This is a genomic window from Pedobacter sp. NJ-S-72, assembly GCF_053890575.1.
Genome location: NZ_CM132681.1, coordinates 5,954,229 through 5,975,313, shown reverse-complemented (window position 1 = coordinate 5,975,313; position 21,085 = coordinate 5,954,229). Strand labels below are relative to the sequence as shown.

General features: G+C 37.5%; 36 protein-coding genes and 1 pseudogene. 18 read left to right on the top strand and 19 right to left on the bottom strand.

Translation table 11 applies throughout. From position 1 onward, the window contains the following. Positions 1-151 precede the first annotated feature (151 nt). From ACWYN3_RS39410 to ACWYN3_RS39360, 11 genes are all read left to right on the top strand, one after another. Positions 152-625, top strand: a complete 474-nt coding sequence (locus ACWYN3_RS39410) for a ThiF family adenylyltransferase (RefSeq protein WP_456219068.1) — start codon at positions 152-154, stop codon at positions 623-625. A 45-nt stretch (positions 626-670) separates the two neighbouring features. After that, the gene (locus tag ACWYN3_RS39405) at positions 671-1,087 is read left to right on the top strand and encodes a hypothetical protein (RefSeq protein ID WP_456219067.1); all 417 of its coding nucleotides are present in this window, start codon (positions 671-673) and stop codon (positions 1,085-1,087) included. Next, the gene (locus tag ACWYN3_RS39400) at positions 1,074-1,637 is read left to right on the top strand and encodes a hypothetical protein (RefSeq protein WP_456219066.1); all 564 of its coding nucleotides are present in this window, start codon (positions 1,074-1,076) and stop codon (positions 1,635-1,637) included. Before ACWYN3_RS39405 ends, ACWYN3_RS39400 begins: the two co-directional genes overlap by 14 nt. A 164-nt stretch (positions 1,638-1,801) precedes the next feature. After that, positions 1,802-2,644, top strand: coding sequence for a 7TMR-DISM family protein (locus ACWYN3_RS39395; RefSeq protein WP_456219065.1), 843 nt, complete (start codon positions 1,802-1,804; stop codon positions 2,642-2,644). 2 nt (positions 2,645-2,646) lie between these two features. Continuing rightward, complete coding sequence (locus tag ACWYN3_RS39390) at positions 2,647-3,663, top strand: sensor histidine kinase (RefSeq protein WP_456219064.1); 1,017 nt, start codon at positions 2,647-2,649, stop codon at positions 3,661-3,663. Continuing rightward, positions 3,641-3,925, top strand: coding sequence for a sensor histidine kinase (locus ACWYN3_RS39385; RefSeq protein WP_456219063.1), 285 nt, complete (start codon positions 3,641-3,643; stop codon positions 3,923-3,925). Before ACWYN3_RS39390 ends, ACWYN3_RS39385 begins: the two co-directional genes overlap by 23 nt. 1 nt (position 3,926) lies before the next feature. After that, a complete protein-coding gene (locus tag ACWYN3_RS39380) occupies positions 3,927-4,205 on the top strand; it encodes a response regulator (protein WP_456219062.1) in 279 nt (92 codons plus the stop codon). After that, positions 4,087-4,644 (top strand): histidine kinase dimerization/phospho-acceptor domain-containing protein, encoded by a 558-nt coding sequence (locus ACWYN3_RS39375; protein WP_456223317.1) that lies wholly within the window; start codon positions 4,087-4,089, stop codon positions 4,642-4,644. The genes ACWYN3_RS39380 and ACWYN3_RS39375 overlap by 119 nt, the downstream gene beginning before the upstream one ends. A 23-nt stretch (positions 4,645-4,667) precedes the next feature. Then, positions 4,668-5,006 carry a sensor histidine kinase gene (locus ACWYN3_RS39370; RefSeq protein ID WP_456219061.1) on the top strand — a complete coding sequence of 113 codons (339 nt, stop codon included), beginning with the start codon at positions 4,668-4,670 and terminating at the stop codon, positions 5,004-5,006. 57 nt (positions 5,007-5,063) lie between these two features. Beyond that, on the top strand, positions 5,064-5,423 hold the full coding sequence (locus ACWYN3_RS39365; protein ID WP_456223316.1) for a response regulator: 360 nt from the start codon (positions 5,064-5,066) through the stop codon (positions 5,421-5,423). A 209-nt stretch (positions 5,424-5,632) separates the two neighbouring features. Further along, complete coding sequence (locus tag ACWYN3_RS39360) at positions 5,633-5,863, top strand: hypothetical protein (protein ID WP_456219060.1); 231 nt, start codon at positions 5,633-5,635, stop codon at positions 5,861-5,863. 148 nt (positions 5,864-6,011) lie between these two features. Here ACWYN3_RS39360 and ACWYN3_RS39355 read toward each other — a convergent pair whose 3' ends face one another. The 3 genes from ACWYN3_RS39355 to ACWYN3_RS39345 all read right to left on the bottom strand — a co-directional run bounded on the left by ACWYN3_RS39355 (position 6,012) and on the right by ACWYN3_RS39345 (position 7,959). Continuing rightward, the gene (locus tag ACWYN3_RS39355; RefSeq protein ID WP_456219059.1) at positions 6,012-7,022 is read right to left on the bottom strand and encodes a class I fructose-bisphosphate aldolase; all 1,011 of its coding nucleotides are present in this window, start codon (positions 7,020-7,022) and stop codon (positions 6,012-6,014) included. Positions 7,023-7,102: 80 nt separating this feature from the next. Beyond that, positions 7,103-7,630 carry a helix-turn-helix domain-containing protein gene (locus ACWYN3_RS39350; RefSeq protein ID WP_456219058.1) on the bottom strand — a complete coding sequence of 176 codons (528 nt, stop codon included), beginning with the start codon at positions 7,628-7,630 and terminating at the stop codon, positions 7,103-7,105. Further along, positions 7,627-7,959, bottom strand: coding sequence for a hypothetical protein (locus ACWYN3_RS39345; RefSeq protein WP_456219057.1), 333 nt, complete (start codon positions 7,957-7,959; stop codon positions 7,627-7,629). Before ACWYN3_RS39345 ends, ACWYN3_RS39350 begins: the two co-directional genes overlap by 4 nt. A gap of 122 nt (positions 7,960-8,081) precedes the next feature. Here ACWYN3_RS39345 and ACWYN3_RS39340 point away from each other — a divergent pair, with 122 nt between their 5' ends. Further along, positions 8,082-8,615 (top strand): NAD(P)H-dependent oxidoreductase, encoded by a 534-nt coding sequence (locus ACWYN3_RS39340; RefSeq protein WP_456219056.1) that lies wholly within the window; start codon positions 8,082-8,084, stop codon positions 8,613-8,615. Between the two features lie 181 nt (positions 8,616-8,796). Further along, complete coding sequence (locus ACWYN3_RS39335; protein WP_456219055.1) at positions 8,797-9,549, top strand: adenylate/guanylate cyclase domain-containing protein; 753 nt, start codon at positions 8,797-8,799, stop codon at positions 9,547-9,549. Between the two features lie 37 nt (positions 9,550-9,586). On the opposite strand, the gene ACWYN3_RS39330 is transcribed toward ACWYN3_RS39335, so the two are convergent. Both ACWYN3_RS39330 and ACWYN3_RS39325 read right to left on the bottom strand, forming a co-directional pair. Then, positions 9,587-10,207 carry a DUF6624 domain-containing protein gene (locus tag ACWYN3_RS39330; protein WP_456219054.1) on the bottom strand — a complete coding sequence of 207 codons (621 nt, stop codon included), beginning with the start codon at positions 10,205-10,207 and terminating at the stop codon, positions 9,587-9,589. Positions 10,208-10,273: 66 nt separating this feature from the next. Then, positions 10,274-10,558, bottom strand: coding sequence for a winged helix-turn-helix transcriptional regulator (locus ACWYN3_RS39325; RefSeq protein WP_456219053.1), 285 nt, complete (start codon positions 10,556-10,558; stop codon positions 10,274-10,276). 160 nt (positions 10,559-10,718) lie between these two features. Here ACWYN3_RS39325 and ACWYN3_RS39320 point away from each other — a divergent pair, with 160 nt between their 5' ends. Next, a complete protein-coding gene (locus ACWYN3_RS39320; RefSeq protein WP_456219052.1) occupies positions 10,719-11,594 on the top strand; it encodes an NAD(P)H-binding protein in 876 nt (291 codons plus the stop codon). Positions 11,595-11,704: 110 nt separating this feature from the next. Here the strand turns inward: ACWYN3_RS39320 and ACWYN3_RS39315 are convergent, their stop codons facing one another. From ACWYN3_RS39315 to ACWYN3_RS39295, 5 genes are all read right to left on the bottom strand, one after another. Then, on the bottom strand, positions 11,705-11,989 hold the full coding sequence (locus ACWYN3_RS39315) for a carboxymuconolactone decarboxylase family protein (RefSeq protein WP_456223315.1): 285 nt from the start codon (positions 11,987-11,989) through the stop codon (positions 11,705-11,707). Between the two features lie 285 nt (positions 11,990-12,274). Further along, on the bottom strand, positions 12,275-12,466 hold the full coding sequence (locus tag ACWYN3_RS39310; RefSeq protein WP_456219051.1) for a hypothetical protein: 192 nt from the start codon (positions 12,464-12,466) through the stop codon (positions 12,275-12,277). A 201-nt stretch (positions 12,467-12,667) separates the two neighbouring features. Beyond that, positions 12,668-12,856: a hypothetical protein gene (locus tag ACWYN3_RS39305; protein WP_456219050.1), complete on the bottom strand. Its 189-nt coding sequence runs from the start codon at positions 12,854-12,856 to the stop codon at positions 12,668-12,670. Positions 12,857-13,061: 205 nt separating this feature from the next. After that, on the bottom strand, positions 13,062-13,190 hold the full coding sequence (locus ACWYN3_RS39300) for a hypothetical protein (protein WP_456219049.1): 129 nt from the start codon (positions 13,188-13,190) through the stop codon (positions 13,062-13,064). A 30-nt stretch (positions 13,191-13,220) separates the two neighbouring features. Then, positions 13,221-13,820: an HPP family protein gene (locus tag ACWYN3_RS39295; protein WP_456219048.1), complete on the bottom strand. Its 600-nt coding sequence runs from the start codon at positions 13,818-13,820 to the stop codon at positions 13,221-13,223. Positions 13,821-13,923: 103 nt separating this feature from the next. Here ACWYN3_RS39295 and ACWYN3_RS39290 point away from each other — a divergent pair, with 103 nt between their 5' ends. Continuing rightward, positions 13,924-14,067, top strand: coding sequence for a hypothetical protein (locus ACWYN3_RS39290; protein ID WP_456219047.1), 144 nt, complete (start codon positions 13,924-13,926; stop codon positions 14,065-14,067). On the opposite strand, the gene ACWYN3_RS39285 is transcribed toward ACWYN3_RS39290, so the two are convergent. From ACWYN3_RS39285 to ACWYN3_RS39270, 4 genes are read right to left on the bottom strand one after another with little or no spacing between them, the layout of a single operon-like run. Next, entirely contained in the window at positions 14,068-14,610 is a 543-nt protein-coding gene (locus tag ACWYN3_RS39285) for a molybdopterin-dependent oxidoreductase (RefSeq protein ID WP_456219046.1), read from the bottom strand. After that, positions 14,607-14,858: a hypothetical protein gene (locus ACWYN3_RS39280; RefSeq protein WP_456219045.1), complete on the bottom strand. Its 252-nt coding sequence runs from the start codon at positions 14,856-14,858 to the stop codon at positions 14,607-14,609. The genes ACWYN3_RS39285 and ACWYN3_RS39280 overlap by 4 nt, the downstream gene beginning before the upstream one ends. Continuing rightward, positions 14,839-15,624, bottom strand: a complete 786-nt coding sequence (locus ACWYN3_RS39275; RefSeq protein ID WP_456219044.1) for a cytochrome b/b6 domain-containing protein — start codon at positions 15,622-15,624, stop codon at positions 14,839-14,841. The genes ACWYN3_RS39280 and ACWYN3_RS39275 overlap by 20 nt, the downstream gene beginning before the upstream one ends. Further along, complete coding sequence (locus tag ACWYN3_RS39270) at positions 15,621-16,364, bottom strand: DUF1223 domain-containing protein (RefSeq protein ID WP_456219043.1); 744 nt, start codon at positions 16,362-16,364, stop codon at positions 15,621-15,623. The genes ACWYN3_RS39275 and ACWYN3_RS39270 overlap by 4 nt, the downstream gene beginning before the upstream one ends. A gap of 126 nt (positions 16,365-16,490) precedes the next feature. Here ACWYN3_RS39270 and ACWYN3_RS39265 point away from each other — a divergent pair, with 126 nt between their 5' ends. The 3 genes and pseudogenes from ACWYN3_RS39265 to ACWYN3_RS39255 form a co-directional block, all read left to right on the top strand. After that, a complete protein-coding gene (locus tag ACWYN3_RS39265; protein WP_456219042.1) occupies positions 16,491-17,315 on the top strand; it encodes a sigma-70 family RNA polymerase sigma factor in 825 nt (274 codons plus the stop codon). A 121-nt stretch (positions 17,316-17,436) separates the two neighbouring features. Further along, positions 17,437-17,826 carry a hypothetical protein gene (locus ACWYN3_RS39260; RefSeq protein WP_456219041.1) on the top strand — a complete coding sequence of 130 codons (390 nt, stop codon included), beginning with the start codon at positions 17,437-17,439 and terminating at the stop codon, positions 17,824-17,826. A 209-nt stretch (positions 17,827-18,035) separates the two neighbouring features. Further along, positions 18,036-18,170, top strand: a pseudogene (locus ACWYN3_RS39255) (redoxin domain-containing protein); the annotation flags it as partial. A 357-nt stretch (positions 18,171-18,527) separates the two neighbouring features. On the opposite strand, the gene ACWYN3_RS39250 reads toward ACWYN3_RS39255, so the two are convergent. Genes ACWYN3_RS39250 through ACWYN3_RS39230 form a run of 5 tightly spaced genes read right to left on the bottom strand, consistent with a single transcriptional unit; the run spans position 18,528 to position 21,048 of the window. After that, a complete protein-coding gene (locus ACWYN3_RS39250) occupies positions 18,528-19,148 on the bottom strand; it encodes a molybdate ABC transporter substrate-binding protein (protein ID WP_456219040.1) in 621 nt (206 codons plus the stop codon). Continuing rightward, entirely contained in the window at positions 19,066-19,455 is a 390-nt protein-coding gene (locus ACWYN3_RS39245) for a hypothetical protein (RefSeq protein ID WP_456219039.1), read from the bottom strand. The genes ACWYN3_RS39250 and ACWYN3_RS39245 overlap by 83 nt, the downstream gene beginning before the upstream one ends. Before the next feature lie 9 nt (positions 19,456-19,464). Next, complete coding sequence (locus ACWYN3_RS39240; RefSeq protein ID WP_456219038.1) at positions 19,465-19,923, bottom strand: DsrE family protein; 459 nt, start codon at positions 19,921-19,923, stop codon at positions 19,465-19,467. A gap of 22 nt (positions 19,924-19,945) precedes the next feature. Next, positions 19,946-20,068, bottom strand: a complete 123-nt coding sequence (locus tag ACWYN3_RS39235; RefSeq protein ID WP_456219037.1) for a hypothetical protein — start codon at positions 20,066-20,068, stop codon at positions 19,946-19,948. Between the two features lie 59 nt (positions 20,069-20,127). Further along, complete coding sequence (locus ACWYN3_RS39230; protein WP_456219036.1) at positions 20,128-21,048, bottom strand: c-type cytochrome; 921 nt, start codon at positions 21,046-21,048, stop codon at positions 20,128-20,130. Positions 21,049-21,085: the final 37 nt, after the last annotated feature.

The window sequence follows — 21,085 nt, the reverse complement described above, 5'->3', positions numbered from 1 at the left end:
GAAGGAGAAAGCCTAAAAGCTTTAATCGCTCATAACTCCACGCTGATCATTTACGATACTATTTTAAGTCAGCTTGCAGAACTGATAAAACTCAATAACCCTCAAAAAAAAAAACTGACTAGAAGAATCTGCAGCGCTAATCGCATTGCATATGAATACCGAAGCCGATAAATATGGTGTATGGGTATATTTTCCATGGTCAAACAAGCTTGTTCACACTTTAGATGAACAGGAATTTGCACAGGTAAGAACCAGCAGAAATGTATATAAAGTTACCCCGGAAGAAATAGCTATCCTAAAGCAAAAAAAGATAGGAATTATTGGCTTATCTGTTGGCCAGAGTATTGCTTTAACTTTGGCAATGGAGCGTACCTGCGGTGAGCTTCGCCTGGCTGATTTTGATGAGATTGAACTCAGCAATATGAACAGGATCAAGGTTAATGTACAGGACCTTGGATTGAATAAAGCAATTGTCGCGGCAAGACAAATTGCTGAACTTGATCCTTTTATTAATGTAACCTGTTTTACAGACGGCATCAACCTGGATACTATTGATGAGTTCTTTACTGGTAATGGAAAACTCGATATCCTGGTAGAAGAATGTGATGGTATTGATATTAATTAAATCCTTGCCCGCATTAAAGCCAAAGCACTGGGTATTCCGGTAGTAATGGATACCAATGACAAAGGCATGCTTGATGTAGAGCGTTTTGATCTGGAACCAGAAAGACCTATTTTCCATGGAAAAGTAGCTGAACTGGAAGCATTAAGTGCTGATAAGCTAACTGAGACACTGAATAATTTGACTATACCGGAAAAAATAGGCTATCTGGGTAAAATTATAGGTTTCGGGAATTTATCAGAAGCAATGATGAAATCTGTGGGTGAGATGAACAAAACAATTGTAGGCTGGCCACAACTTGCATCGGCTGTAACCTTAGGCGGGGCGATGATCACAGACATCAGCCGCAGAATATTGCTTAAACAATTTAATTCATCAGGAAGATACTTTGTAGATTTCGATAATTTATTCAAAGATGAATTCAATACGATTACTAACATAAACGGAGACAATGATACACATTAGAACATTCAGAGCTCCGGATGATCCGGAAGCCTGCTCAAAATTTATTGTCGGCCACAAAAGGTTACTTGAGCTTTATGGAATCACACAGATCACATCAAATAAACAGGATTGGGTAGAAGATCCAAAAACTATGGTGATCCTGGTGGAAGACAAAGAAACAAAATTTGTCTACGGCGGTGCGAGAATTCAGATTAAGACAGACCAATATGAATTGCCTATTGCAACAGCTATAGGTAAATATGATCCTAAAATATATGACATGATTGGCGCCGATGACGAGCGCGGTGGAACTTGTGAATTATGTGGTTTATGGAATTCAAGAGAAGTTGCTGGTATGGGTATCGGCAGCCATGTACTGGCAAGAGTGGGTTCAGTACTTGCAGCAAAACTACCAATTGTAAGTTTATTCGTACTCTGTGCACCCGTTACTGTCAGGATGGGAAAAAGGGTTGGGTGTGTTATAGAAACATCCCTGGGCAACAACGGCCTTTTTTATTACCCGAAAGACGATCTTGTGGCTACGGCGATGAGATTAAAGAAATCCTTTTGATCTGAGTAATGCAGATGATTCTGAACGTGAAAAGATTCTTTCTCTTCGTGATAACCCCCATCAGCTTTTTGAAGAAAGAGGTCCAAAAGGTATGTACCAGTTAGAATATAATTTAGACATTCCAAACCTCCATGACCCTGTTTAAAAAGCTCTTTTTTTTATTAATGGTGTTGGTACTCAGTACTGTACTGACCTATTCAGCGACTCAGGATAGTACGCTGGTTTTTAAAAATGAAAACAAAATCCTTAGGATTGAAAGTGGCATTTCAATTTTCAGAGATCCTTCGAAATCATTGACCATCAGTGAGGTTATTAATCGAAAATTCGAATATCTCAATCAAAAGGTCCCTAATCTGGGTATAACTTCTGATAAAATATGGGTTAAATTCACCATAGAAAATCAAAGTCAGATCGAAAATCTAATGCTCGTTGTTGCACAACCTGCAATTGATAGCATCACATTATACAGACTCGAGCAGCGTAAACTTTATGCTTCTTCAAAGCTAGGGAAATTCAAGGCTTTCCATGAAAGACTGGTTAACAACCCTAATTACATCTTCCCGGTAAAGATCGCTAAAAATGGAAGGGAAACTTTTTATATCAGCATAAGTTCTACTGATCAGATCCAGCTTCCAATCTCCCTGGGAACTCCAAAAGTTGTATTGGTTAATGATAATAATAAGAATATCCTATTCGGGATTTATGCAGGTATAATCATCATTATGATTTTGTACAACCTGTTTATATCATTTACCATCAAAGACCCGAGTTATATCTACTATATCTTTTACATCTTCTTTGTCGGGCTGACTCAGGCTACTTTTCAAGGTTATGCCTTTAAATTCCTCTGGCCAGACAGTTCCTGGTTAGCAATAAACAGCTCATTTCTGGTTCCTTTTTTCTCAGGAATTACCACTGCCCTATTTTTAAAGAGGTTTCTACAGACAAAGATACAGACCCCAAAACTGCATATAGGAATAGACATTTTTTCTTCTTCTATTTTGTAGCCATGGGATTATGGTTTTCAGGACAACATATCAACAGTATTAAATGTTTGCAGACCCTGGCTTTATTAGGTTCGCTGTATTTCCTTTATGTTGCCAATGTAATCAGAAGAAAAGGCTCCCGTCCAGCCCTGTTTTTCCTGGTCGCTTATACCATATTTCTATTATGCGTAGTCATCTTTGTCTTAAGAAATTTCAACTTAATTGAGTACAATCTCTTTACTTCTTATATTTTAGAAATTGGTTCAGTCATCCAGATTACCTTGCTTTCTTTTGCTTTGGCCGATAAAATAAACATTTACAGAAGGGACAAGGAACAGTCACAGGAGCAAGCACTTCAAATTTCAAAAGAAAATGAAAGACTGATTCGTGAACAGAATATCGAACTGGAAATCCAGGTCAATAAACGTACTGAAGAATTACAAAATTCAAATGTCACTTTAAATCTTACGCTTAAAGAATTAAAAGAAGCCCAGTCACAGCTTGTTGATGCAGAAAAAATGGCCGGACTAGGTCAGTTAACTGCTGGTATCGCCCATGAAATAAATAATCCCATCAATTTTGTGACTTCTAATATCAAACCTTTAGGATTAGATATTAATGATTTATATGATGTAATCCAGAAATATGAAGAACTGGACCCCGCTCAGGATATCAGGGAACAGATTGCTGCGATAGACAAGTTCAAAAAACAAATTGATATTGATTTTATCAAAACAGAAATTAATTCATTGCTTTCAGGAATTGGTGAGGGTGCAAAAAGAACTGCAGAAATTATCAGAAGTCTGAAAAATTTCAGCAGGCTGGATGAGAGCGATACTAAACCAGTAGACCTTAATGAGGGACTGGAATCCACACTGGTTTTATTGAGAAGTACACTCCCTCCTTTCATCAGCATCGTGAAAGATTTACAGGCGATCCCTCTGGTAGAGTGTTTGCCAGGTAAAATAAACCAGGTTTTCATGAACCTGATTACCAACCGCAATACATGCGTTAAAAGTGAAGGAAAATCCACTACCTGAAGAGTATATTTATATTTCGACATCGTCCGAAGGAGACCATGTAAAAATAAGTATTAAGGATACTGGTACAGGAATGACAGAAGAAGTTAAACAGAAAAAATTTGAGCCTTTCTTCACGACAAAACAGGTTGGAGAAGGAACCGGATTAGGCCTCTCCATTGTTTTCAGCATCATAGAAAAACATAAAGGCCATATCGATGTTGTTACAAAAGTGAATCTAGGTACAGAATTTATTATTACCTTGCCTCTAAACATACAATAATATGACTCGCTCGCCTGTTAAAGTTTTATATATTGATGATGAAGAGAACAACCTCCTCGCATTCAAAGCAAGTTTTAGGAGACAATATGAAATTTACACAGCAATATCTGCTGCAGAAGGTTTAAAGGTACTGGAAAACCTGCCTGTAGAAGTAATCATTGCTGATCAGAAGATGCCTGAAACCACTGGTGTGGAATTTTTTCAAGAGTATTGCAACTACCTACCCAGACCCCATCCGTATACTTTTAACAGGTTATACAGATATTGCAGCATTGGCTGATGCGATTAACCATGGTGATATTTACAGATATATCACTAAACCATGGAATGATCTGGAGTTGCATAATTCCATCAAAAATGCACATGATGCTTACCGCTCAAAAATTGATCTCAGGAATAAAGTTAAAGAACTGGAAAAGACTAATGATGAGCTGAACAGGTTTATTTACAGCATTTCCCATGAATTAAGAGCTCCCCTGGTTTCAGTGATCGGTATTGTCAACCTGGTAAAAATGGAGGGATTATATAATTCAAGCGGGGAATATTGGGAACTGATAGAATCATGTTCAAATAAGCTGGATTATTATATCCAGAAGACCCTTCAGTATTATAAAAACAATAAGAACATATCAGAAAATTCAGATATCAATTTCAAAACATTAGTGGATGAAATGATCGATCTGTATGCTTATAGTGACCGGATACTCAATTTAATCTGAATATAAACCAAACTCATCCATTTATGGGGGATTCTTTCAGAATTGAGGTCATATTGGGTAACCTGATTTCTAATGCCATAAAATATCAAAAAGAAAGCGGCCATCATAAGGTCGTGGACATATCAATAGAGGCCAATCTTTTATCAGCCGAAATATCAATTACGGACAACGGGCTGGGCATTCTTAACGAACATCTGGAAAAAATATTCACTCAGTTCTTTAAAGCTAAAAATAACAAAGGAAGTGGATTAGGATTGTTTATAGTGAAAGAGGCTTTAAACAAAATTGACGGAACAATAGCTGTCAGTTCTTCCCTGAATCATGGTACTACGTTTAAAATCACTATTCCCAATGCCAAATAAACTGGAGAGACCTATAAAAGTGATGCTTATCGATGATAATATCATCGATCTTAAAAAATCAATTCTAAAATCATTTTTATCTCTAAATTATTCGACGAAATCATTCAGTGCCAATCAGGAGAGGAGGCCCTGAGCTATTTTAATACGCATTCAAACCAGCTTGATAAATTACCGAATCTTATACTTTTAGATATCCAGATGCCAGAAATGGATGGTTTTGAATTCCTGGAAAACTACAAACGTTTCCCTCCTGAATTAAAAGAAAATTGCGTGGTTGCAATGCTTTCATCTACACTTGATTTTGGTGATATACGCAAAGCTGAGGCCAATCCCTATGTGATTAAACTACTGAAAAAGCCACTGTACCCTGAGCATCTGGAAGAGTTATTCAAAGCAAATTTCCTGATTGCAGAATAACATCCGCCTGCCCCGATAAACATCAATATAGAATGGCATTATTAATGTCTTCTGTATGTTATGAACAGGTTAAGAATCACTACGGTAATCTTTTGTTTCTCTCTTCTTTTTACAAGTTGTAAGAAAGATTCTGGTCTTGATCCATTATCCAATGTTCTATTTACAAAGGACGGTGTAATTAGGGTAGAATGTGCAGATTGCATATATGAATGAACTATACAGTTCTTCATGACAATTATGCTGTAGATATTAAGAATAGCGAAGATGTTAAATTCAGCTATGTGTCCGATTTTGAGCTAAAAACAACGATTAACTCCACAAAGCAGCAAACAATCAGACTGTTGGTAATAGATTCTTACGGTAGAACAGTTTCCAATCAACTGACCTCTATTGACCCGGGAGCTCCAAAAACTGATAGTTTTAAAATTAAAATCCAATAGAACCAGCCACACGGATATTTTCAAATCAAAGCCCCCGGTAAGGTAATTTCCGGGGGCTTTGATTTCATGAATCCCTTAAATTTTTCACGAATGCGTAGAATATTGTGGAATATTATCCACAACACATGACAAACTAATACCCAATTAGTTAGCTCCCATATTCACCTTCTCTTGCTGTTTTATTCGCTTTTGCTAATTGAAGAAATGAATCCTGTGCGGCCTTTACATTTTCAGTTTTGCCTTTCCAGATTTCTAAAGCTGGCTGATGTAATGCTCTGGAAAATGAGTAAGTAACAGGCCAAGGCAATTTATCCTTATAAATACGATTAATTGCATTTAAATTCTGAGAAGCCGCAATGGGGTCCTGACCACCAGAAAGGAAAGCAACCCCTGCAACATTGGCTGGTACAGCATTCCGCAGACAGTTCACTGTTAGTTTTGCCACCAGTTCCGGATCAGCTTTTTGAGCTGCATCTTTACCGGGAAGAATCATGTTAGGTTTTAAAATTAATCCTCCTAACTCTACTTTAAGCAGGTATAACTGCTCAAATAAAGAACGTAACACCTTTTCTGTAACTTCAGCACAGCGTTCTATGGTATGATTGCCATCCATAATAACTTCCGGCTCAACAATGGGTACAATACCGGCACGCTGACAGGCAGCGGCATAACGTGCAAGTACATGGGTATTACTCACCACACAAGCTTCTGAGGGTAATTCACCATCAATTAAAATCACTCCTCTCCATTTGGCAAACTTTAAACCAAGGTTCGCATAACCTGTCAGTCTTTCTGCAAGATCATCCAGTCCTTTAGTTACTTTTTCTTTAGGAAAACCAGCAAGATCTTCAGTTCCTTCATCTAGTTTTATTCCGGGTATCACTCCTGCTTTTTTCAGTTCATCCAAAAACGGGACGCCTGCCAGCGTATGCTGATAAACAGTTTCATCAAATAATATTGCCCCGTTGATATAAGCTCCGATTCCCGGAGTAGTGATTAAGACTTCGCGGTATGCTCTTCTATATTCTTCTGTTTGAGGTATACCGGCAAGTTCAAAACGTTTGTTTAAGGTAGAAACACTTTCATCTATAGCTACAAGGCCTTTATAATCGGCTACCATAGCTTTTGCAGTGCTGATCAGTTGTTTTGTATTTTCCATATTGTAATAGCTAACTGGTCCTGATCTGATCAGGCTCACTCAAAGAACATTTTGACAAATGATAATGTTTGCCCTGAGTATTAATAATGTTTACCACGTCTGCTGCTTACGCAAAATCCCTTACCAGCTATGTTTTTGATAAATTTCCGGGGGGTTGTACCTAAGAAATGATTAAAGTCCTTGATCAAATGGCTTTGATCATGGTAGCCATTTGTTTCAATCAGTTCAAATAAATCTACTTCTTTCTCTTGCTGATTTAGAATTTGATAAACTACTTTTTTGAAACGCATAAAACGGAGTATTTCTTTGGGAGAATATCCTACATACTTTTGAAAACGCTGCTGTATTGTTCTTTCGGTTAATGCTGTATTTGCAGCAATAGCTTTTACTGGTTGTATTGCAGGATTCTGGAAATAAGAAGACCCGGAGAGTAAGGGTATAGCAGAGGGTTCATTAACGGCTATAAAAGAAGCCGCATAGCTTTCGATCAGCTGAATCCTTAGCTTAGTATCATTTAATGCCATTAACTGCTCCCAGAGCTCAGCAAAACAGGTTTTATCAATTAATATATCCGGGTCTGTTACCACATCAGATGATAACTCATTCATTGGATTTTAAATAACCGGTAAAAACCATTCAGCGTGAAGTTGACTACGATTGCATCTGCTCCGGGCTGTAATTCATAATTCAGCATTTTTCTGAGCGGGCCGATTACAGAGGTGTGTTTGACCACCGCATCTCTTAATGGTTCATCATTAAATGAAAAACGAATAGGAGAACCAAAATTGAAAAGTAACAGCATATCAAAATTGGGTGACAAATGTTTTAAAACCAGATCAGAATCCGCAGCAGTATGAAGATGATAAAAATGGCTTACAACATCATTTAAAGAATGCTGAACTTCATAAAACTGCCCGTTAAGATCTAAATCTATCATATCCGTCTTCGTTTTCTTACAATCCTGAGGATGCTCATCTCTCTAAGTTTGTCCTAACAAATTTAAAGAAATTATGAACAACTTAATCATTTATTGTCATCCAAATCCAGAGAGTCTTAATCATGCAATTATGGACACTTTACAAAAACGGTCATTTCATGCAGGTTATAACGCGCATCCGTGATGTCTATGCACTAAACTTCAATCCTGTATTGACCAGCGACGATGTTATCAGTTTTAAAGCAGGAAATACCCCTGAAGATATTCTTACAGAACAGGAACAGATCAAATGGGCCGACATCATTACACTCGTTCATCCTATCTGGTGGACTGGTATGCCCGGAATATTAAAAGGTTATTTCGACAGGGTACTGAGTTATGGGTTTGCCTATCGTTATGGTCAAGACGGATTAGAGCAAATGCTTACAGGTAAAAAGATGTATATCGTGAATACGGTAGGGTCTGAAGAACAGAATTATTTGGATAAAGGAATTTTTGATGCCATGCGCACTGTTGCACAAAATACCTTTGGATTTACAGGCTTACAAATTCAGGAACACCGCTTTTTCTCTTCGGTAATTACCGCCAGTGAGTCTAAAAGGGAAGAATATTTAAGTTCTCTGAAAGACTTGTTTCCAGAAGCTTTACCAGTGTAAAATCTTTCCTGCAAAAAGTAAAATCTTACCCGCAAAAGGACTGAATCAATATTTTCGGCTACCTCTCTTAAAAAGGTTTGAATTTTGCAATTATCGGTTTGATTCTCGCATGTGCTGCGAAGCAGATCTGCTTAAATTTACAATCAGAAATAAATGTAAACCCACCATTTAAGATTACCTTATGAAAACTCAGAACAATTATCTTCAATCAGCACAACCAATTGACCAAATATCTAATAAACCCTTTACAAACCTAACAATCGCCTGTAAATCTCTTGCTAAGATGCAAGAGATTTATGCTTCTATAGGTGAAGAGCGCAAACTGGCTCTTTTATTCCTGGATATTCGCAATTTCACTGCTGCAATGGAGTTGAGATCTTCTTACGAAGTCATTTATATGATTAGAAAACTGTTTGTTTTATTTAATCATTCTATAACTGAAGCAGGAGGAAGAATTATCGAAACCAACGGAGATAGTATATATGCAGTTTTCGGATTGGAAACAGGCTTACATGAGGCTGTTCAATCTTCTCTGGATGCAGCCTATGCTTTATTACATGATGTTGAAATCTTTAATTCTACCTATGCACAACCATACTTTAACCTGAGCTATGAAATTGGTATTGGGGTACATCAGGGAAATGTTGTTGTAGGGCAGTATGATCTCGCAAACAAAGAGCAAATGACTGTGATGGGGCTACCTGTAAATATTGCTTCACGTCTGCAAGGAGAAACTAAAGAACTAAATAACAACCTGATAGTTTCTGAAAGCGCTTATTATTTACTCACTGATCCTAAAGAGGCAGCAATCAAATCTGTAAATCTAAAAGGAATTACAGCTCCTATGAACGTGATGTTAATGGGTAATCCATTTCATGTTCAAAACCAGATCAACGATATTGATCTTAACTATTACCTCGGGATATCAGGTTGATCAAGGATAAAACAATGATTATTTAATGATACCAAATTTAGCTAAGTTGTTTTGAATTGTCCCTAATCCGACCCCTTGCTCTTTTTTCATTCACATGTTCAGGATCTTCCAATGGGTCTAAAGTATATTTACCTGTTTTAGTGTCTAAACTAATTTGAGTTCCATAAATCTGTTTTTTATGCTGTTCCAGTAATACTCTGTCTTCTAAGGTTGCCAGGTCGGAAGCTAAAGCATTATTCTTTTTGACAGCATCACGTATCATAGGCAGATATTTAGCTCTTGTTTTAGCATCAGCATGCTGAATAACAAGATATAAAGCTGAATTGCCGTCCTGACCGACAAGATCTTTGCCCACCCAGCCATATTGATCTAATATTGCTGTTACCTTAACGAGGTTAAGCGTATCCATCCGGTTCATTTGATCAGCAAGTTCATGTACTTCCTTAGACTGCATGCCGTATTTGATAAAAGTCCCCTCCAGTTGCTGCCTGTATTTTTGATCATCTTCATAAATCCCCAGTAATTGCCTGGTTAAAGTATTTTTCAGGGAAGTATCTGCTTTAAGCGCATTTACATTAGCATATATGATTAGCTGATCCGGCTGCTGATTGTTTCTCAGTCTTTTTCTGTCCGCAGGAAACTGTCGTAATGAATACAACAGAGAAAAGCAGGGGCATTATTAATAAGCGCATTTGATTAATTTCTTATCAAGATAAGAATTAGTTTAGCTTTCTCGTCTGTTACTATCATGAACCGCCCATTCTGCCATAGCATGCATCAATGGAATTAGCTCTTTGCCTGAAGAACTCAAAAAATAAGTCACAAAAGGCGGAACTACAGGCTCAGCTTTCCGGATAACCAGGTTATCTGCTTCCAATTGCTTTAAACTCTGGATCAGCATCTTTTCGGTAATCACCGGAATAGCACGTTTCAATTCACTGTAACGCATTGGACCGTTTATCATCTGATAAATAATAATAGATTTCCAATGACCTCCAATTTTATTCATTACATAAGTAACCGGGCATTTAAGCGCTGCGAATTCTTTATTTTGATTAATCGTTGAATTTTCTTTTCTTTTTTAGTCATGATACATACTCTGGGGTAAGTACTTGTAAAAAAGTAAGTACAAATATACCTTTGTCCTATTAATAATTAGAAATTAAATTATGAAGATTACATTAACAGGTTCGTTAGGAAATATAAGTAAACCATTAGCACAAACATTGATTAGTGCTGGTCACCAGGTAACCATTATTAGCAGTAGCGCTGATAAGGTAAAAGAAATTGAAGGTCCTGGTGCAACAGCTGCCATTGGTTCAGTTGATGACATTGACTTTTTAACAAAGGCTTTTACTGGTGCAGATGCTATTTACGTGATGTGTCCTCCAAGTTACAGTACGCAGGATTACAGAGCTTATATTGCTGGAATCGGGCATAATTATGCCGCAGCTATCAAGGCATCCGGAGTTAAAAGAGTCGTAAATCTGAGCAGTATCGGCGCCCATTTATCAGATGGAACAGGCCCAATTAAAGGTTTACATGATGTAGAACAGTTATTTAATAACCTTGAAGGTGTCTCGGTGAAACATATGCGTCCGGCGTATTTCTACATCAATCTTTTTGGTAATACCGATATGATTAAACATGCAGGTATCATAGGAGCAAATTACGGTGACTCTGCTACATTGGTAATGGTTCATCCTAAGGATATTGCATTAGCTATTGCAGAAGAGATCCAGCAACCCTTTACGGGAAAAAGTATCCGTTATGTAACCAGTGACGTGCGTACTACCGCAGAAGTGGCTACCGCATTAGGTACGGCAGTAGGCAAACCTGAGTTAAAATGGATTGAATTTACTGATGAACAAGCTTTAAGTGGGATGATTGACGCTGGTCTGCCCCAGGAAATAGCTAAAAACTATGTAGAAATGGGTACGGCTATCAGAAGTGGTATTCTATGGGAAGATTTCAATAAAAACAAACCTGCTTTTTCAGCAATAAAACTGGAAGACTTCGCTAAAGAATTTGCTGCTAATTTTTAATGTTGTTATAAAGCTTTGTTTTTCAAAAGCTAATCTCTTGAACTTATAAAAATAGCGAAGGCAAAATAAACCTTCGCTATATAAAAAACAGACACTATTCTCAGGTCAACCTATAAAGCTGGCTGCAATCCAGTAGTGATCGCAACTCTGTTCCATCCATTAATGGTAATAATTGCCAAAATAATTTCAGCCAGATAAGCCTGATCAAAAACACTTGCCGCATTATTATAAGTTTCATCAGATACATGATTGCTGATTAAAGTAACTTCTTCAGTCAAGGCTAATAAAGCACGCTCCTGTTCATCAAAAAACGGAGTATCACGCCATGCTGAAAGTGCATAGATCCTTTGCTCTGTTTCACCTGCATTTCGGGCATCTATAGTATGCATGTTGATACAGTGAGCACATCCATTAATCTGGGAAGCCCTGATTTTGATCAGTTCTTTGTGTGTTTTTTAGTTAAACTTGTACTTTCAATATATTTTTCAAGGGCTAACATCGCGTTATATGCTGCCGGCTTTGCTTCATTAATTTTTTTCTTCTGTTGCTCATATTTTTGTTTGTTATAAGATCCTGTTTATCTTGTGATAACAAAAATCTCAGCAATTAAAGGGCTCTAAAAAATGAACTGTGGTTAAGAAATTCAGCCTGAACAGGATTTCAACTTATCAATAAACATATTAATCTTTTTTAGCCCTCAGGCGACTTAGAAATTGCGGTGTAAAACCTAAATAAGAAGCGAGCATATACTGAGGGACACGCTGCACAAAACCCGGAAAAAGTTTTGCAAAATGTCTGTAACGTTCTTCTTCGGTCATGTTAAAGATGTAGCCTATTCTGCGCTGAGAAGCAACAAATGATTTCTGCATCATCTTCCTGAAATAAGTTTCCAGAAGTGGGATTTCCTTAAAAAGAATAATGCAGTCTTTTTCCTTTAAAAGGATCAGTTCAGTTTCTTCTACGGCCTGAATATAACAGGTAGAAGGCTGATTGTTTAATAGGCTGTCCTGATCAGCTACCCACCAATTCTCAATGCCAAACTGAATAATTTGTTCTGTGAGTTTTTGAGTTTTTTAAATAAAGAATTGACGCGTACAACCTTTGATCACAAAGTAGTTTCCCTTGCATAATTGACCAGGCTCAAGCAAAAACTCTTTCTTTTTAAGTTTTTTAAGCTCAAGTTTTTCACAGAAGAGTTGTTCTTCATAAGGTTGTAATTGCACATACCTTTTAATATGATCTAAGAGCTCCTGATACATCATGATACAATAATAGTGATTAACCATTAATACAGGCTAATAACCAGTGTGAATATTAATTCATTTTTACTGCAACATATTATATGAACACAAACTCTTTCAAAACAAAAATCTTAATCTTTTTACTAAGTCTCGGCTTCATTTATAGCGGGTGCAAGAATTTTAGCGGTGATCACTCAGTTATAGTCAAAGAAACCACTGAATTACGCTACTTAATCAGCTTCGCTATTTTTTCAGCTAAATCTTCTCCACGAAGATTACTGGCAATGATTTTCCCGGTTGGATCAGGCTGTGCAAAATCCATTGCCATAACACCGATACCAGTTTTTTTAACCACACCCAGCTTGAGTAATTTCTTAGGACATGATTACAATGCTTTTGGGTTTCTGTGTTTCCCTCTCCAGAATTTATACCAGTTTTTGTTTGCAGGGTACCTGCGGTGCGGAGTCGCATTATTACAAATAATAGCAACAATAAATAAGATCATTACACCGGTAAATATAGGGCTAAGCACATAGAAATATCCTAGCGCATTGATTTTTGCTGTACCTGTAGTTGCAATTAGTGCTGTCGCCCCACCCGGAGGATGAAGTGTTTTCGTAATCTGCATGACTACAATGGAAAGTGAAACAGCAAGAGCTGAACTTAACCAGACTTCACCGGGGATTAACTTATGCATAGTCACGCCTACTATCGCACAAAGGACATGTCCCCCAATTAAGTTTCGGGGTTGTGCCAGAGGACTATTAATGATCCCATAGATCAATACAGAAGAAGCACCAAAAGAACCAATCATAAAAAGGTTCTCGTAAGCGGTGAAGTATTTGCTGTTTATAAAACCGATGATTCCAATTCCTAAAAATGCACCGATAAAGGTCCATATGTGTTCTCTGAAATCTACTAGTGTTTCTTTATAAAAGATATATTTCGCCTTCCTAACGTGCCTTCTTATTTTATGTCTCATCATATTCTGCGACAAAAAAATAAGTCTTTGTTTGATAAGAACAGTTTAAATTTTGTCTGTTTAAACTGTTCTTATCTTCTTTTACAACGGTGTTAATGAAAATGATTTGCTGAATGCTGACCCAGAAACATCATCTGCCCATGCTAAATTGCTAAGCATGCTGGAAAAATCTGCAATTGAACCTGACGAAGTCATTATGAGAATAAATGACACTCTCCAAAATCTCAATTTCGAGAATGAGAAGACCTGATCAAAGGCCTGAGTAATAATCATACCCCTGTTCTGCCCAGTAATCACGTGGCCGCTGATTACTGAACTTGATAGTTCCTATTCTTTTCAGGTTCTTAATACCATATTTAACAGGAATGATCAGTCTGAGCGGCGCACCATGTACTTCTGCTATAGGCTTGTCATTCATTTCGTATGCCAGCAAGGTTTGCGGATGTAATGCACTTTCCATATCAAGGCCAACATAATATTCTCCATCAGGCGTTTCCATACCTACATATTCCATCTTCGTCTGCTCCTGCAGCCCGTAGTGCATCATAAAATCTATAAACCTTACACCAGCCCAATGTTGTATCTGATCCCAGCCTTCTACACATTTAAAGTCATACACAATTTCTGTTTTGGGTAAAGATCTGATCTCTTCTATACCAATCTTCAATAGGTGCCCGCTATTACTGATTACTGACAATTGCCAGTTGTCTGCATTGAAGTTTTCCTGATTCAGGCCGATATCGCTGTTCACTCTGACAATTTTTGCAGCGTGCTCTTTTGGATAAGTTTTCACCAAGTGGTCATTGCTAAAAATCCTCCTGAAAAACAATTCTTAGTTTTATTGAGAGCCTTTCTCAATGGCTGACGCGCACCTGCTGTAATACCAGCTGTTTCCTGAGGTGCATTATAAAGCCACTTCCATCCTCCAAAAGCAGCCCCTGCACCAATAAAAAAAGTAGTAAATGATATAAAATTACGTCGTTTGATCTTCTTTTCAATAGCCAGCTCCTGAAGCTTGGGACTATTTATTTTTTTTTCCATCTGCTTTTTTCCTTTTTACAGTGATTGATGCTTTAGCTATTTTAGTTTTAGGGACCGGAGGTAATACTATTTCGGTCACAGTAGAAATTATTTCCGCACTTTCGATGACAGGTTGTATTTCTTTAACCTCAAAACCAGATATAACAGATCTGAAGTTATTCCATCCGGCTAGTATAACCTGGATAATATGAATCATAAAGAATAATACATAACCGATAGTTAGTGCGAAATGAAATATCCTTGCTAAATGATAACCTCCGCATAACCAGGTTAACCAATAAACCTGAACTGGTTTATAGATTGCAAGACCAGTAACCACAGAACCAAAGCCCATAACGATAATGGATGTATAGGCAATTCTCTGAGCGGCATTGTACTTCTTTTGAGGAGGAATCATTTTTCTGATATGAAGATCATGCAAAAGCACTTGCCATGCTTCTTTAAAAGAATTCCGGTTAGGTAATAACAATCTCCATTCCCCGGAAATCAATGTATACAGTACATAGAAAATCCCATTTAGGGCAAAAAACCACATGAACAGGAAGTGAAAGGCCATTCCTTCGGCTAAGCGCTGCGGCACATGAAGCCATTGATAAAACCATTCCGGAAAGAAATGTATAAAAGTATAACCAAACAGTGTTACCGTATAAACATCATTGGCCCAATAAATTAATAAACCGCTCCAGATCATAATCATCAGTATCGGGAAATTGACCCAATGTGTCCAGCGTATCGCTAAAGGATGTTTTTCTTGAATAACTTTCATTTGTATTGAGTTACAGCTATAATTTTTTTACCGTCAGCATCATTTTGTAAAAAGGCTACCAGTTCCGTTTGAGCAGGATCCAGATCCTTTGGCAATTCAATACTGGTTATTCCAGTATTTTCACCTTTTAAGGGAATTCGTTTTAACTGACGTACCACTTGAACATGTGATAAAGTATGTCCACTATTTTCTCCACTTTTAACTTTAGTCTGGGCTTTACGCTGTACGATTGCCAGAAACAAGGAAGAATTGTGATTTGCTCCCTCTGTCTTGTAATGCAGGTTTATATGCCCTTGATCTGTTTTTACCTCATTTAACTCCAGTTTTGCTATTGATGATTGCTGCAAACCATTTTTAATTGCACTGCGCAGTGCAGTTTCGTCAGAGCCAACAAACTCTTTCTGTCCGTTAATAACAATCTGAGGGGTATAAACCGACCTTAGATTTAGCCACTCAGCATATTGATTTTGTCTCCTTGAATAATCTGCATTACTATATACGTCTTTCCAGCCCAAACGGTTCCAGTAATCCACATGAAATGCTAAAATATAAACAGGCTGACCTGTGCTTTCCCGATTTATCCTGGCCACAAGTTCGTCTGCAGGCGGACAGCTTGAACATCCCTCAGAAGTAAAAAGCTCAATTAAGACAAATCCTTTTGGAGGAACGGGTGCCGCAGCAATTATCGCCGCTCCCAGGGTCAGGTACCCTAAAAGAAAAAACATTTTAATTGCTTTCATTTTATTATTTTTATGTACAGTTTCCTTATTTGTCGATTCAGAAAGAAATTCCTTACAATAAATTTAAATAATTTGTAAGGAATAAATGATCAGCACGACTATTCTATTTTATCCTATCGAATATCAATGTATAAAAGCGAAGAAATATCATTTAAAGAACCTCCTGTCATTGATGCGCATCATTGGGTAGAAAACCATGCCGATTACCTTTTTAACTATGCGATCACCCGGATTAATGAAGAAGAGCAAGCGAGAGACCTCGTTCAGGAAACTTTTCTGGCAGCACTGGAACGTCTGGATAAATTTGAAGGCAGAAGTTCCGAAAGAACCTGGCTTACTTCTATTTTGAAAAATAAGGTGATTGATGTTTATCGTAAAAAGTCATCGGGGTTAGGGAAAAATACAACGAGTTTAAACGCAGAACCACAGGATCAGGATTTTTTCGATGCCGATGATGGCCATTGGAAAACTTCACACAGACCAGAAGCATTTGGTATAGAAGACCACGACCCCTTAATGAATAAAGAGCTTAATTCCATTTTACAAAAGTGTATGCAAAAACTTCCGGCATTATGGTTATCTGTTTTCACGATGAAACATCTGGATGATGAGTCTACAGATGTCATTTGTGCTGAACTTAAAGTTACTTCTGCAAATTTCTGGGTGATCATTCACCGCGCTAAACTTAACCTGAGAGCTTGTCTCCAAAAAAAAACTGGATATAAAGATATGAACGAGCTAAAGAATATTATATACAACTGCAGGAAGGCCACTTTTCTCATTGAGAAAAAAAAAGCTGACTGTATTGACCTTAAGAGAAAAAGTAGAATTACGCATTCATCTGACTGGCTGCTCTTTTTGCAGGTTGTTTCAAAAACAAAGTATTGGAATAAACCTAATGGTAAAGGAGCTCTTTCATTCAGCAGCAGATCGCGAGATCAAGCTGGATGATGACTATAAAAAAAAGAAGCTTCAGGAGCGTATTGAAGAGCAATTAGATAAAAATTAGAATTTATTGTAAGGTTCATATCTGCTTTACGACTAAAGAAGAAACAAAACAAATCTTAAATATATGAAAACTCAAAATTTCAAATCAAATTTCACTAAAAGTGTCCTGGCTGCTATAATTGTATTCAGCTTTGTATTAAGCACTTCAGCTAAAGCAGCTGAGTCACCATTGCAAAATGACACTTCAAAAATGGCAGGTCATAAAATGAGTAAAATGGATCATTCTAAGATGTCAGGGAGTAAAATGAGTACAAAGAAGATGGATAAGATGGCCCCTTCTAAAATGTCGGATAGCAAAATGAGCACAAAGAAGATGGACAAGATGGCCCCTTCTAAAATGTCAGACAGTAAAATGAGCACAAAGAAAACGAACAAGATGGCTCCTTCTAAAATGTCAAAAGACACCAACAGCAAAAAATTTAAAAACAACAAAAAGCGTGGGTATTTTCAATAAAAAGCCCGCGCTTTAAATATGAAAAAAAATGAAGAAATTAATACTTATAGGAATTGGATTGCTCTTTACGTTGACCGTTGCTGCCCAAAATGGACTTAAAGAAGGAATGAAAGCACCGACTTTCACGGCAAAAGATAATGCTGGAAAAACTATCAACCTTGGCCAGCTTTTGAAATCACATAAAGCAGTAGTTTTGTTTTTTTTTTTACCGTGGCCAATGGTGCCCTTACTGCAATTTACATATCAAACAGTTGCAGGATTCACTTCAGCAATTAACAGCAAAAGGAGCTTATGTAATTGGTGTAACTCCCGAAACCGGAGAAAATATCAATAAAAACTATTGAGAAAACGCACGCTTCTTTTTCTATGATACAAGACAAAGATTACAAAATTATGGATGCCTACGATGTAAAGTTCGTGATGGACGAAGGCCTGGTAACCAAGTACAAAGGATATGGAATAGACTTGAATAAAAAAACAATGGAAATTCAGATCATGTACTGCCTGTTCCGGCAACTTATATTATCAATAGTACGGGTAAGATCACTTACGTACACTTTGATAAAGATTATAAGAAAAGAGCTTCTGTTTCTTCCTTGCTAAAGCAATTGTAATTAATTTAACGCTGCTTTTTCATAAAAAAAGCAGCGTTAATCTTTAGGCCTGAATTACCCGCCTTTAATTCAGTCACCAGAATTTATTTAAGGCAAATCGAACCCAAATTTCTTATAAATTGCATTGGCCTGGGCACTAACCAAAAAGTCCATAAAGTCTTTGGCTGCCTCCGGATGCGGTGCATTCTTTAACTGACCTGCAAAATATTGGGCATGAATATTTTCCTTTTCAGGTATTTCAATCATTTCTACAGGATGACCAATCATTTTCTGATAATGAGCTTCACTGTACCAGACTGGTGCAGCGTCACTCTGATCATATAAGATACGCATTGGAGACTGACGGTGGTGAATCTGCGTCAAAAAAGTAGTCTTATCCTTCAATTTCGTTTCCATCACAGTCTTTTTCAACTGTTCCCCTCCTGCTTTGATATAAGCTTCTTCTATACGTTTACCGATACCCTCAAAGTCTGGATTAGGCATACTTATTCTTAAATCATTATTGCCTAAATCTTTAAGACCATTAACCTTTTTGGGATTACCTTTCTGCACCAGAATAGCCAATTTATTCCTGGCATATAATGCTGTTTTACTAAACCATTCCGGAGTTTGATCTATCCTGTTTTTACCAGCTGTATAAACATCCGGTTTTAACGTAATCCGCAGGTTTCCAATCACAATACTTCCTGTAGCAATCTGTTTTGCCAAAATTCCCGGAGGAAGTGTTTCTGCAAATACACGCACGCTGATATTGAGGATGCTTTTTCTTGAATGCACTAATCAGTTCATCGATAACCATAAATTGATTACCTGCAAAAAACACAACAAGCTGGGGATCATTAATGTCACCGAATAAATCCGGGACATTATCTACTCCCGGAACAGTAAACTGCACCTCACTTTCAGGTGGTGTATTCCAGGGTGGATCAAAACGATACTCCTGGGCAACAACTGTATTGGAAACAAAAACCATGGCTGCCACAGCTAAAAATATACTATTAAACTTCTTCATCATTTGTATATTTTAAGGATGAACAACTGCCCAGCCCTGATATTCCCGGATTATAATCTCTCCATTACCACTTGGTACATAACTGATAAAATCAAACAGTGCACTTTTTTCAATATGTCTTTCTTTGATTGTATTTTCACATTGAGCTAATAAAACACCCCTGGCCTGCAAGTCTTTTAATGTTTTTTCAAATGTCCCATTTTTATTATATACAGCTACTACGCCATCTCCAAAAACGATCAGCTCCAGTTCCAGTTTTCCTTTCAAACGGGGGTCTTCTAAAGCATTTTTCATATTCCGAAGTGTACTGGTCATTTTCTTCTCATCTCCGCTATTCAAAACGTAAAGTGCTTTATAACTTTTCAGGGTAGCTTTTGCACCAGTAAACTCTTGTGGTTTTGCCTGGGCAAAACTTGTATTTGCACCAGCCATCAACAAAAGCAAGCTGCAAATAAGGATTGTTCTTTTCATATATTGTTTTTTTTGTGTATTTCTATTGTTTCTTGTAAGATTTATAATAATCGGCTATTGGTTTATAAGGACCAAATTTGTGTTGTTCTGTCGTAAACTGATCACCATAAGGTCCAAATGGTGCATCTATTGGTTTTTTAGCCAAATCGGGATAATCCTTATGCTGATCTTTATGTTTTCGAGGCTGTGAATTTACAAAAGCTGCTAAATCCCACGATTCTTCATCGCTGAGCTGCGGTTCTTTAAAAAATTTGCTCCAAAAGGCATATTATTTTTCACGAAACCTGCAAAATTACTGAGTCTGTACATTCCGGCAGCATCGTTATAACTATGTTCTCCCCATAATGGAGGATAAGTGTAAGTCCCCCGATTGGCTGAAGGTATGCCTTCACCATGCGCTCCATGACAAGAAACACATTTTGACGCATATAAAACCTTTCCCCGTTGCGGATCAGCAGGCCGGTCCATATATTTCAGTCTTTCAAAGGCAGTTCCAAAAACATGTTCCCCTTTTTTCACTCCTGATCCTACCCATCTTAAATACGCAAGCATCGCCTGTACTTCTTTGCCGGATGGATCTGGAACTTTCCCTGCCAGACTGCGTTCAAAACATTCTGCAATCCGGTTTGAAGCAGGAACTATCTGTCCGGATCTATTACTTTTCTTAGGATAACTGGCAAAAAATACTGCATAATTATTGGCAAAAATCTTTGTCCCAGCCTGTAAATGGCAGTTCTGGCAATTCATCCCATTGGTGATGGATGCAATAGACCCATTGGGCCCAAAATATTTCGCTGTATTTACAATGAGGTCTTTTCCATACCTGATCATTTCACCAGCTTTACCATCGGGGATCGTATTTTCGTCAGGAGCATTCCACTCCTGATCAGTAGTGTTATCACCTATTGAAACAGCTATATGAGTTCGCTTATTTTGCGGAGCTTGCTGATCAGTTAATAAATGCCGGTCACCCAGTAAATCCTTATTCTTTTCCTCCTGACCATTCCATAGAAAAACACTGAGCAGAATCGCACTGCAAACCATAATAAGCATGCTTATGAGTAGAATAGAGCGAGCGGTATGAACCAATATCTGGTCTGTTTCGTTTAGATTATCCTTTGACATAACATTAAAAATATTTCTTTCTATATCAAAGATGAGG

What these genes read in the sequence shown, in the direction of transcription:
- ACWYN3_RS39410 (WP_456219068.1), top strand. Translation starts at nt 152, where the DNA reads ATGAATACCGAAGCCGATAAATATGGTGTATGGGTATATTTTCCATGG.
- ACWYN3_RS39405 (WP_456219067.1), top strand. Translation starts at nt 671, where the DNA reads ATGGATACCAATGACAAAGGCATGCTTGATGTAGAGCGTTTTGATCTG.
- ACWYN3_RS39400 (WP_456219066.1), top strand. Translation starts at nt 1,074, where the DNA reads ATGATACACATTAGAACATTCAGAGCTCCGGATGATCCGGAAGCCTGC.
- ACWYN3_RS39395 (WP_456219065.1), top strand. Translation starts at nt 1,802, where the DNA reads ATGGTGTTGGTACTCAGTACTGTACTGACCTATTCAGCGACTCAGGAT.
- ACWYN3_RS39390 (WP_456219064.1), top strand. Translation starts at nt 2,647, where the DNA reads ATGGGATTATGGTTTTCAGGACAACATATCAACAGTATTAAATGTTTG.
- ACWYN3_RS39380 (WP_456219062.1), top strand. Translation starts at nt 3,927, where the DNA reads ATGACTCGCTCGCCTGTTAAAGTTTTATATATTGATGATGAAGAGAAC.
- ACWYN3_RS39370 (WP_456219061.1), top strand. Translation starts at nt 4,668, where the DNA reads ATGGGGGATTCTTTCAGAATTGAGGTCATATTGGGTAACCTGATTTCT.
- ACWYN3_RS39360 (WP_456219060.1), top strand. Translation starts at nt 5,633, where the DNA reads ATGAACTATACAGTTCTTCATGACAATTATGCTGTAGATATTAAGAAT.
- ACWYN3_RS39355 (WP_456219059.1), bottom strand. Translation starts at nt 7,022, where the DNA reads ATGGAAAATACAAAACAACTGATCAGCACTGCAAAAGCTATGGTAGCC.
- ACWYN3_RS39350 (WP_456219058.1), bottom strand. Translation starts at nt 7,630, where the DNA reads ATGAATGAGTTATCATCTGATGTGGTAACAGACCCGGATATATTAATT.
- ACWYN3_RS39345 (WP_456219057.1), bottom strand. Translation starts at nt 7,959, where the DNA reads ATGATAGATTTAGATCTTAACGGGCAGTTTTATGAAGTTCAGCATTCT.
- ACWYN3_RS39340 (WP_456219056.1), top strand. Translation starts at nt 8,082, where the DNA reads ATGCAATTATGGACACTTTACAAAAACGGTCATTTCATGCAGGTTATA.
- ACWYN3_RS39335 (WP_456219055.1), top strand. Translation starts at nt 8,797, where the DNA reads ATGAAAACTCAGAACAATTATCTTCAATCAGCACAACCAATTGACCAA.
- ACWYN3_RS39325 (WP_456219053.1), bottom strand. Translation starts at nt 10,558, where the DNA reads ATGAATAAAATTGGAGGTCATTGGAAATCTATTATTATTTATCAGATG.
- ACWYN3_RS39320 (WP_456219052.1), top strand. Translation starts at nt 10,719, where the DNA reads ATGAAGATTACATTAACAGGTTCGTTAGGAAATATAAGTAAACCATTA.
- ACWYN3_RS39310 (WP_456219051.1), bottom strand. Translation starts at nt 12,466, where the DNA reads ATGATGCAGAAATCATTTGTTGCTTCTCAGCGCAGAATAGGCTACATC.
- ACWYN3_RS39305 (WP_456219050.1), bottom strand. Translation starts at nt 12,856, where the DNA reads ATGATGTATCAGGAGCTCTTAGATCATATTAAAAGGTATGTGCAATTA.
- ACWYN3_RS39295 (WP_456219048.1), bottom strand. Translation starts at nt 13,820, where the DNA reads ATGATGAGACATAAAATAAGAAGGCACGTTAGGAAGGCGAAATATATC.
- ACWYN3_RS39280 (WP_456219045.1), bottom strand. Translation starts at nt 14,858, where the DNA reads ATGGAAAAAAAAATAAATAGTCCCAAGCTTCAGGAGCTGGCTATTGAA.
- ACWYN3_RS39275 (WP_456219044.1), bottom strand. Translation starts at nt 15,624, where the DNA reads ATGAAAGTTATTCAAGAAAAACATCCTTTAGCGATACGCTGGACACAT.
- ACWYN3_RS39270 (WP_456219043.1), bottom strand. Translation starts at nt 16,364, where the DNA reads ATGAAAGCAATTAAAATGTTTTTTCTTTTAGGGTACCTGACCCTGGGA.
- ACWYN3_RS39265 (WP_456219042.1), top strand. Translation starts at nt 16,491, where the DNA reads ATGTATAAAAGCGAAGAAATATCATTTAAAGAACCTCCTGTCATTGAT.
- ACWYN3_RS39260 (WP_456219041.1), top strand. Translation starts at nt 17,437, where the DNA reads ATGAAAACTCAAAATTTCAAATCAAATTTCACTAAAAGTGTCCTGGCT.
- ACWYN3_RS39245 (WP_456219039.1), bottom strand. Translation starts at nt 19,455, where the DNA reads ATGATGAAGAAGTTTAATAGTATATTTTTAGCTGTGGCAGCCATGGTT.
- ACWYN3_RS39240 (WP_456219038.1), bottom strand. Translation starts at nt 19,923, where the DNA reads ATGAAAAGAACAATCCTTATTTGCAGCTTGCTTTTGTTGATGGCTGGT.
- ACWYN3_RS39230 (WP_456219036.1), bottom strand. Translation starts at nt 21,048, where the DNA reads ATGTCAAAGGATAATCTAAACGAAACAGACCAGATATTGGTTCATACC.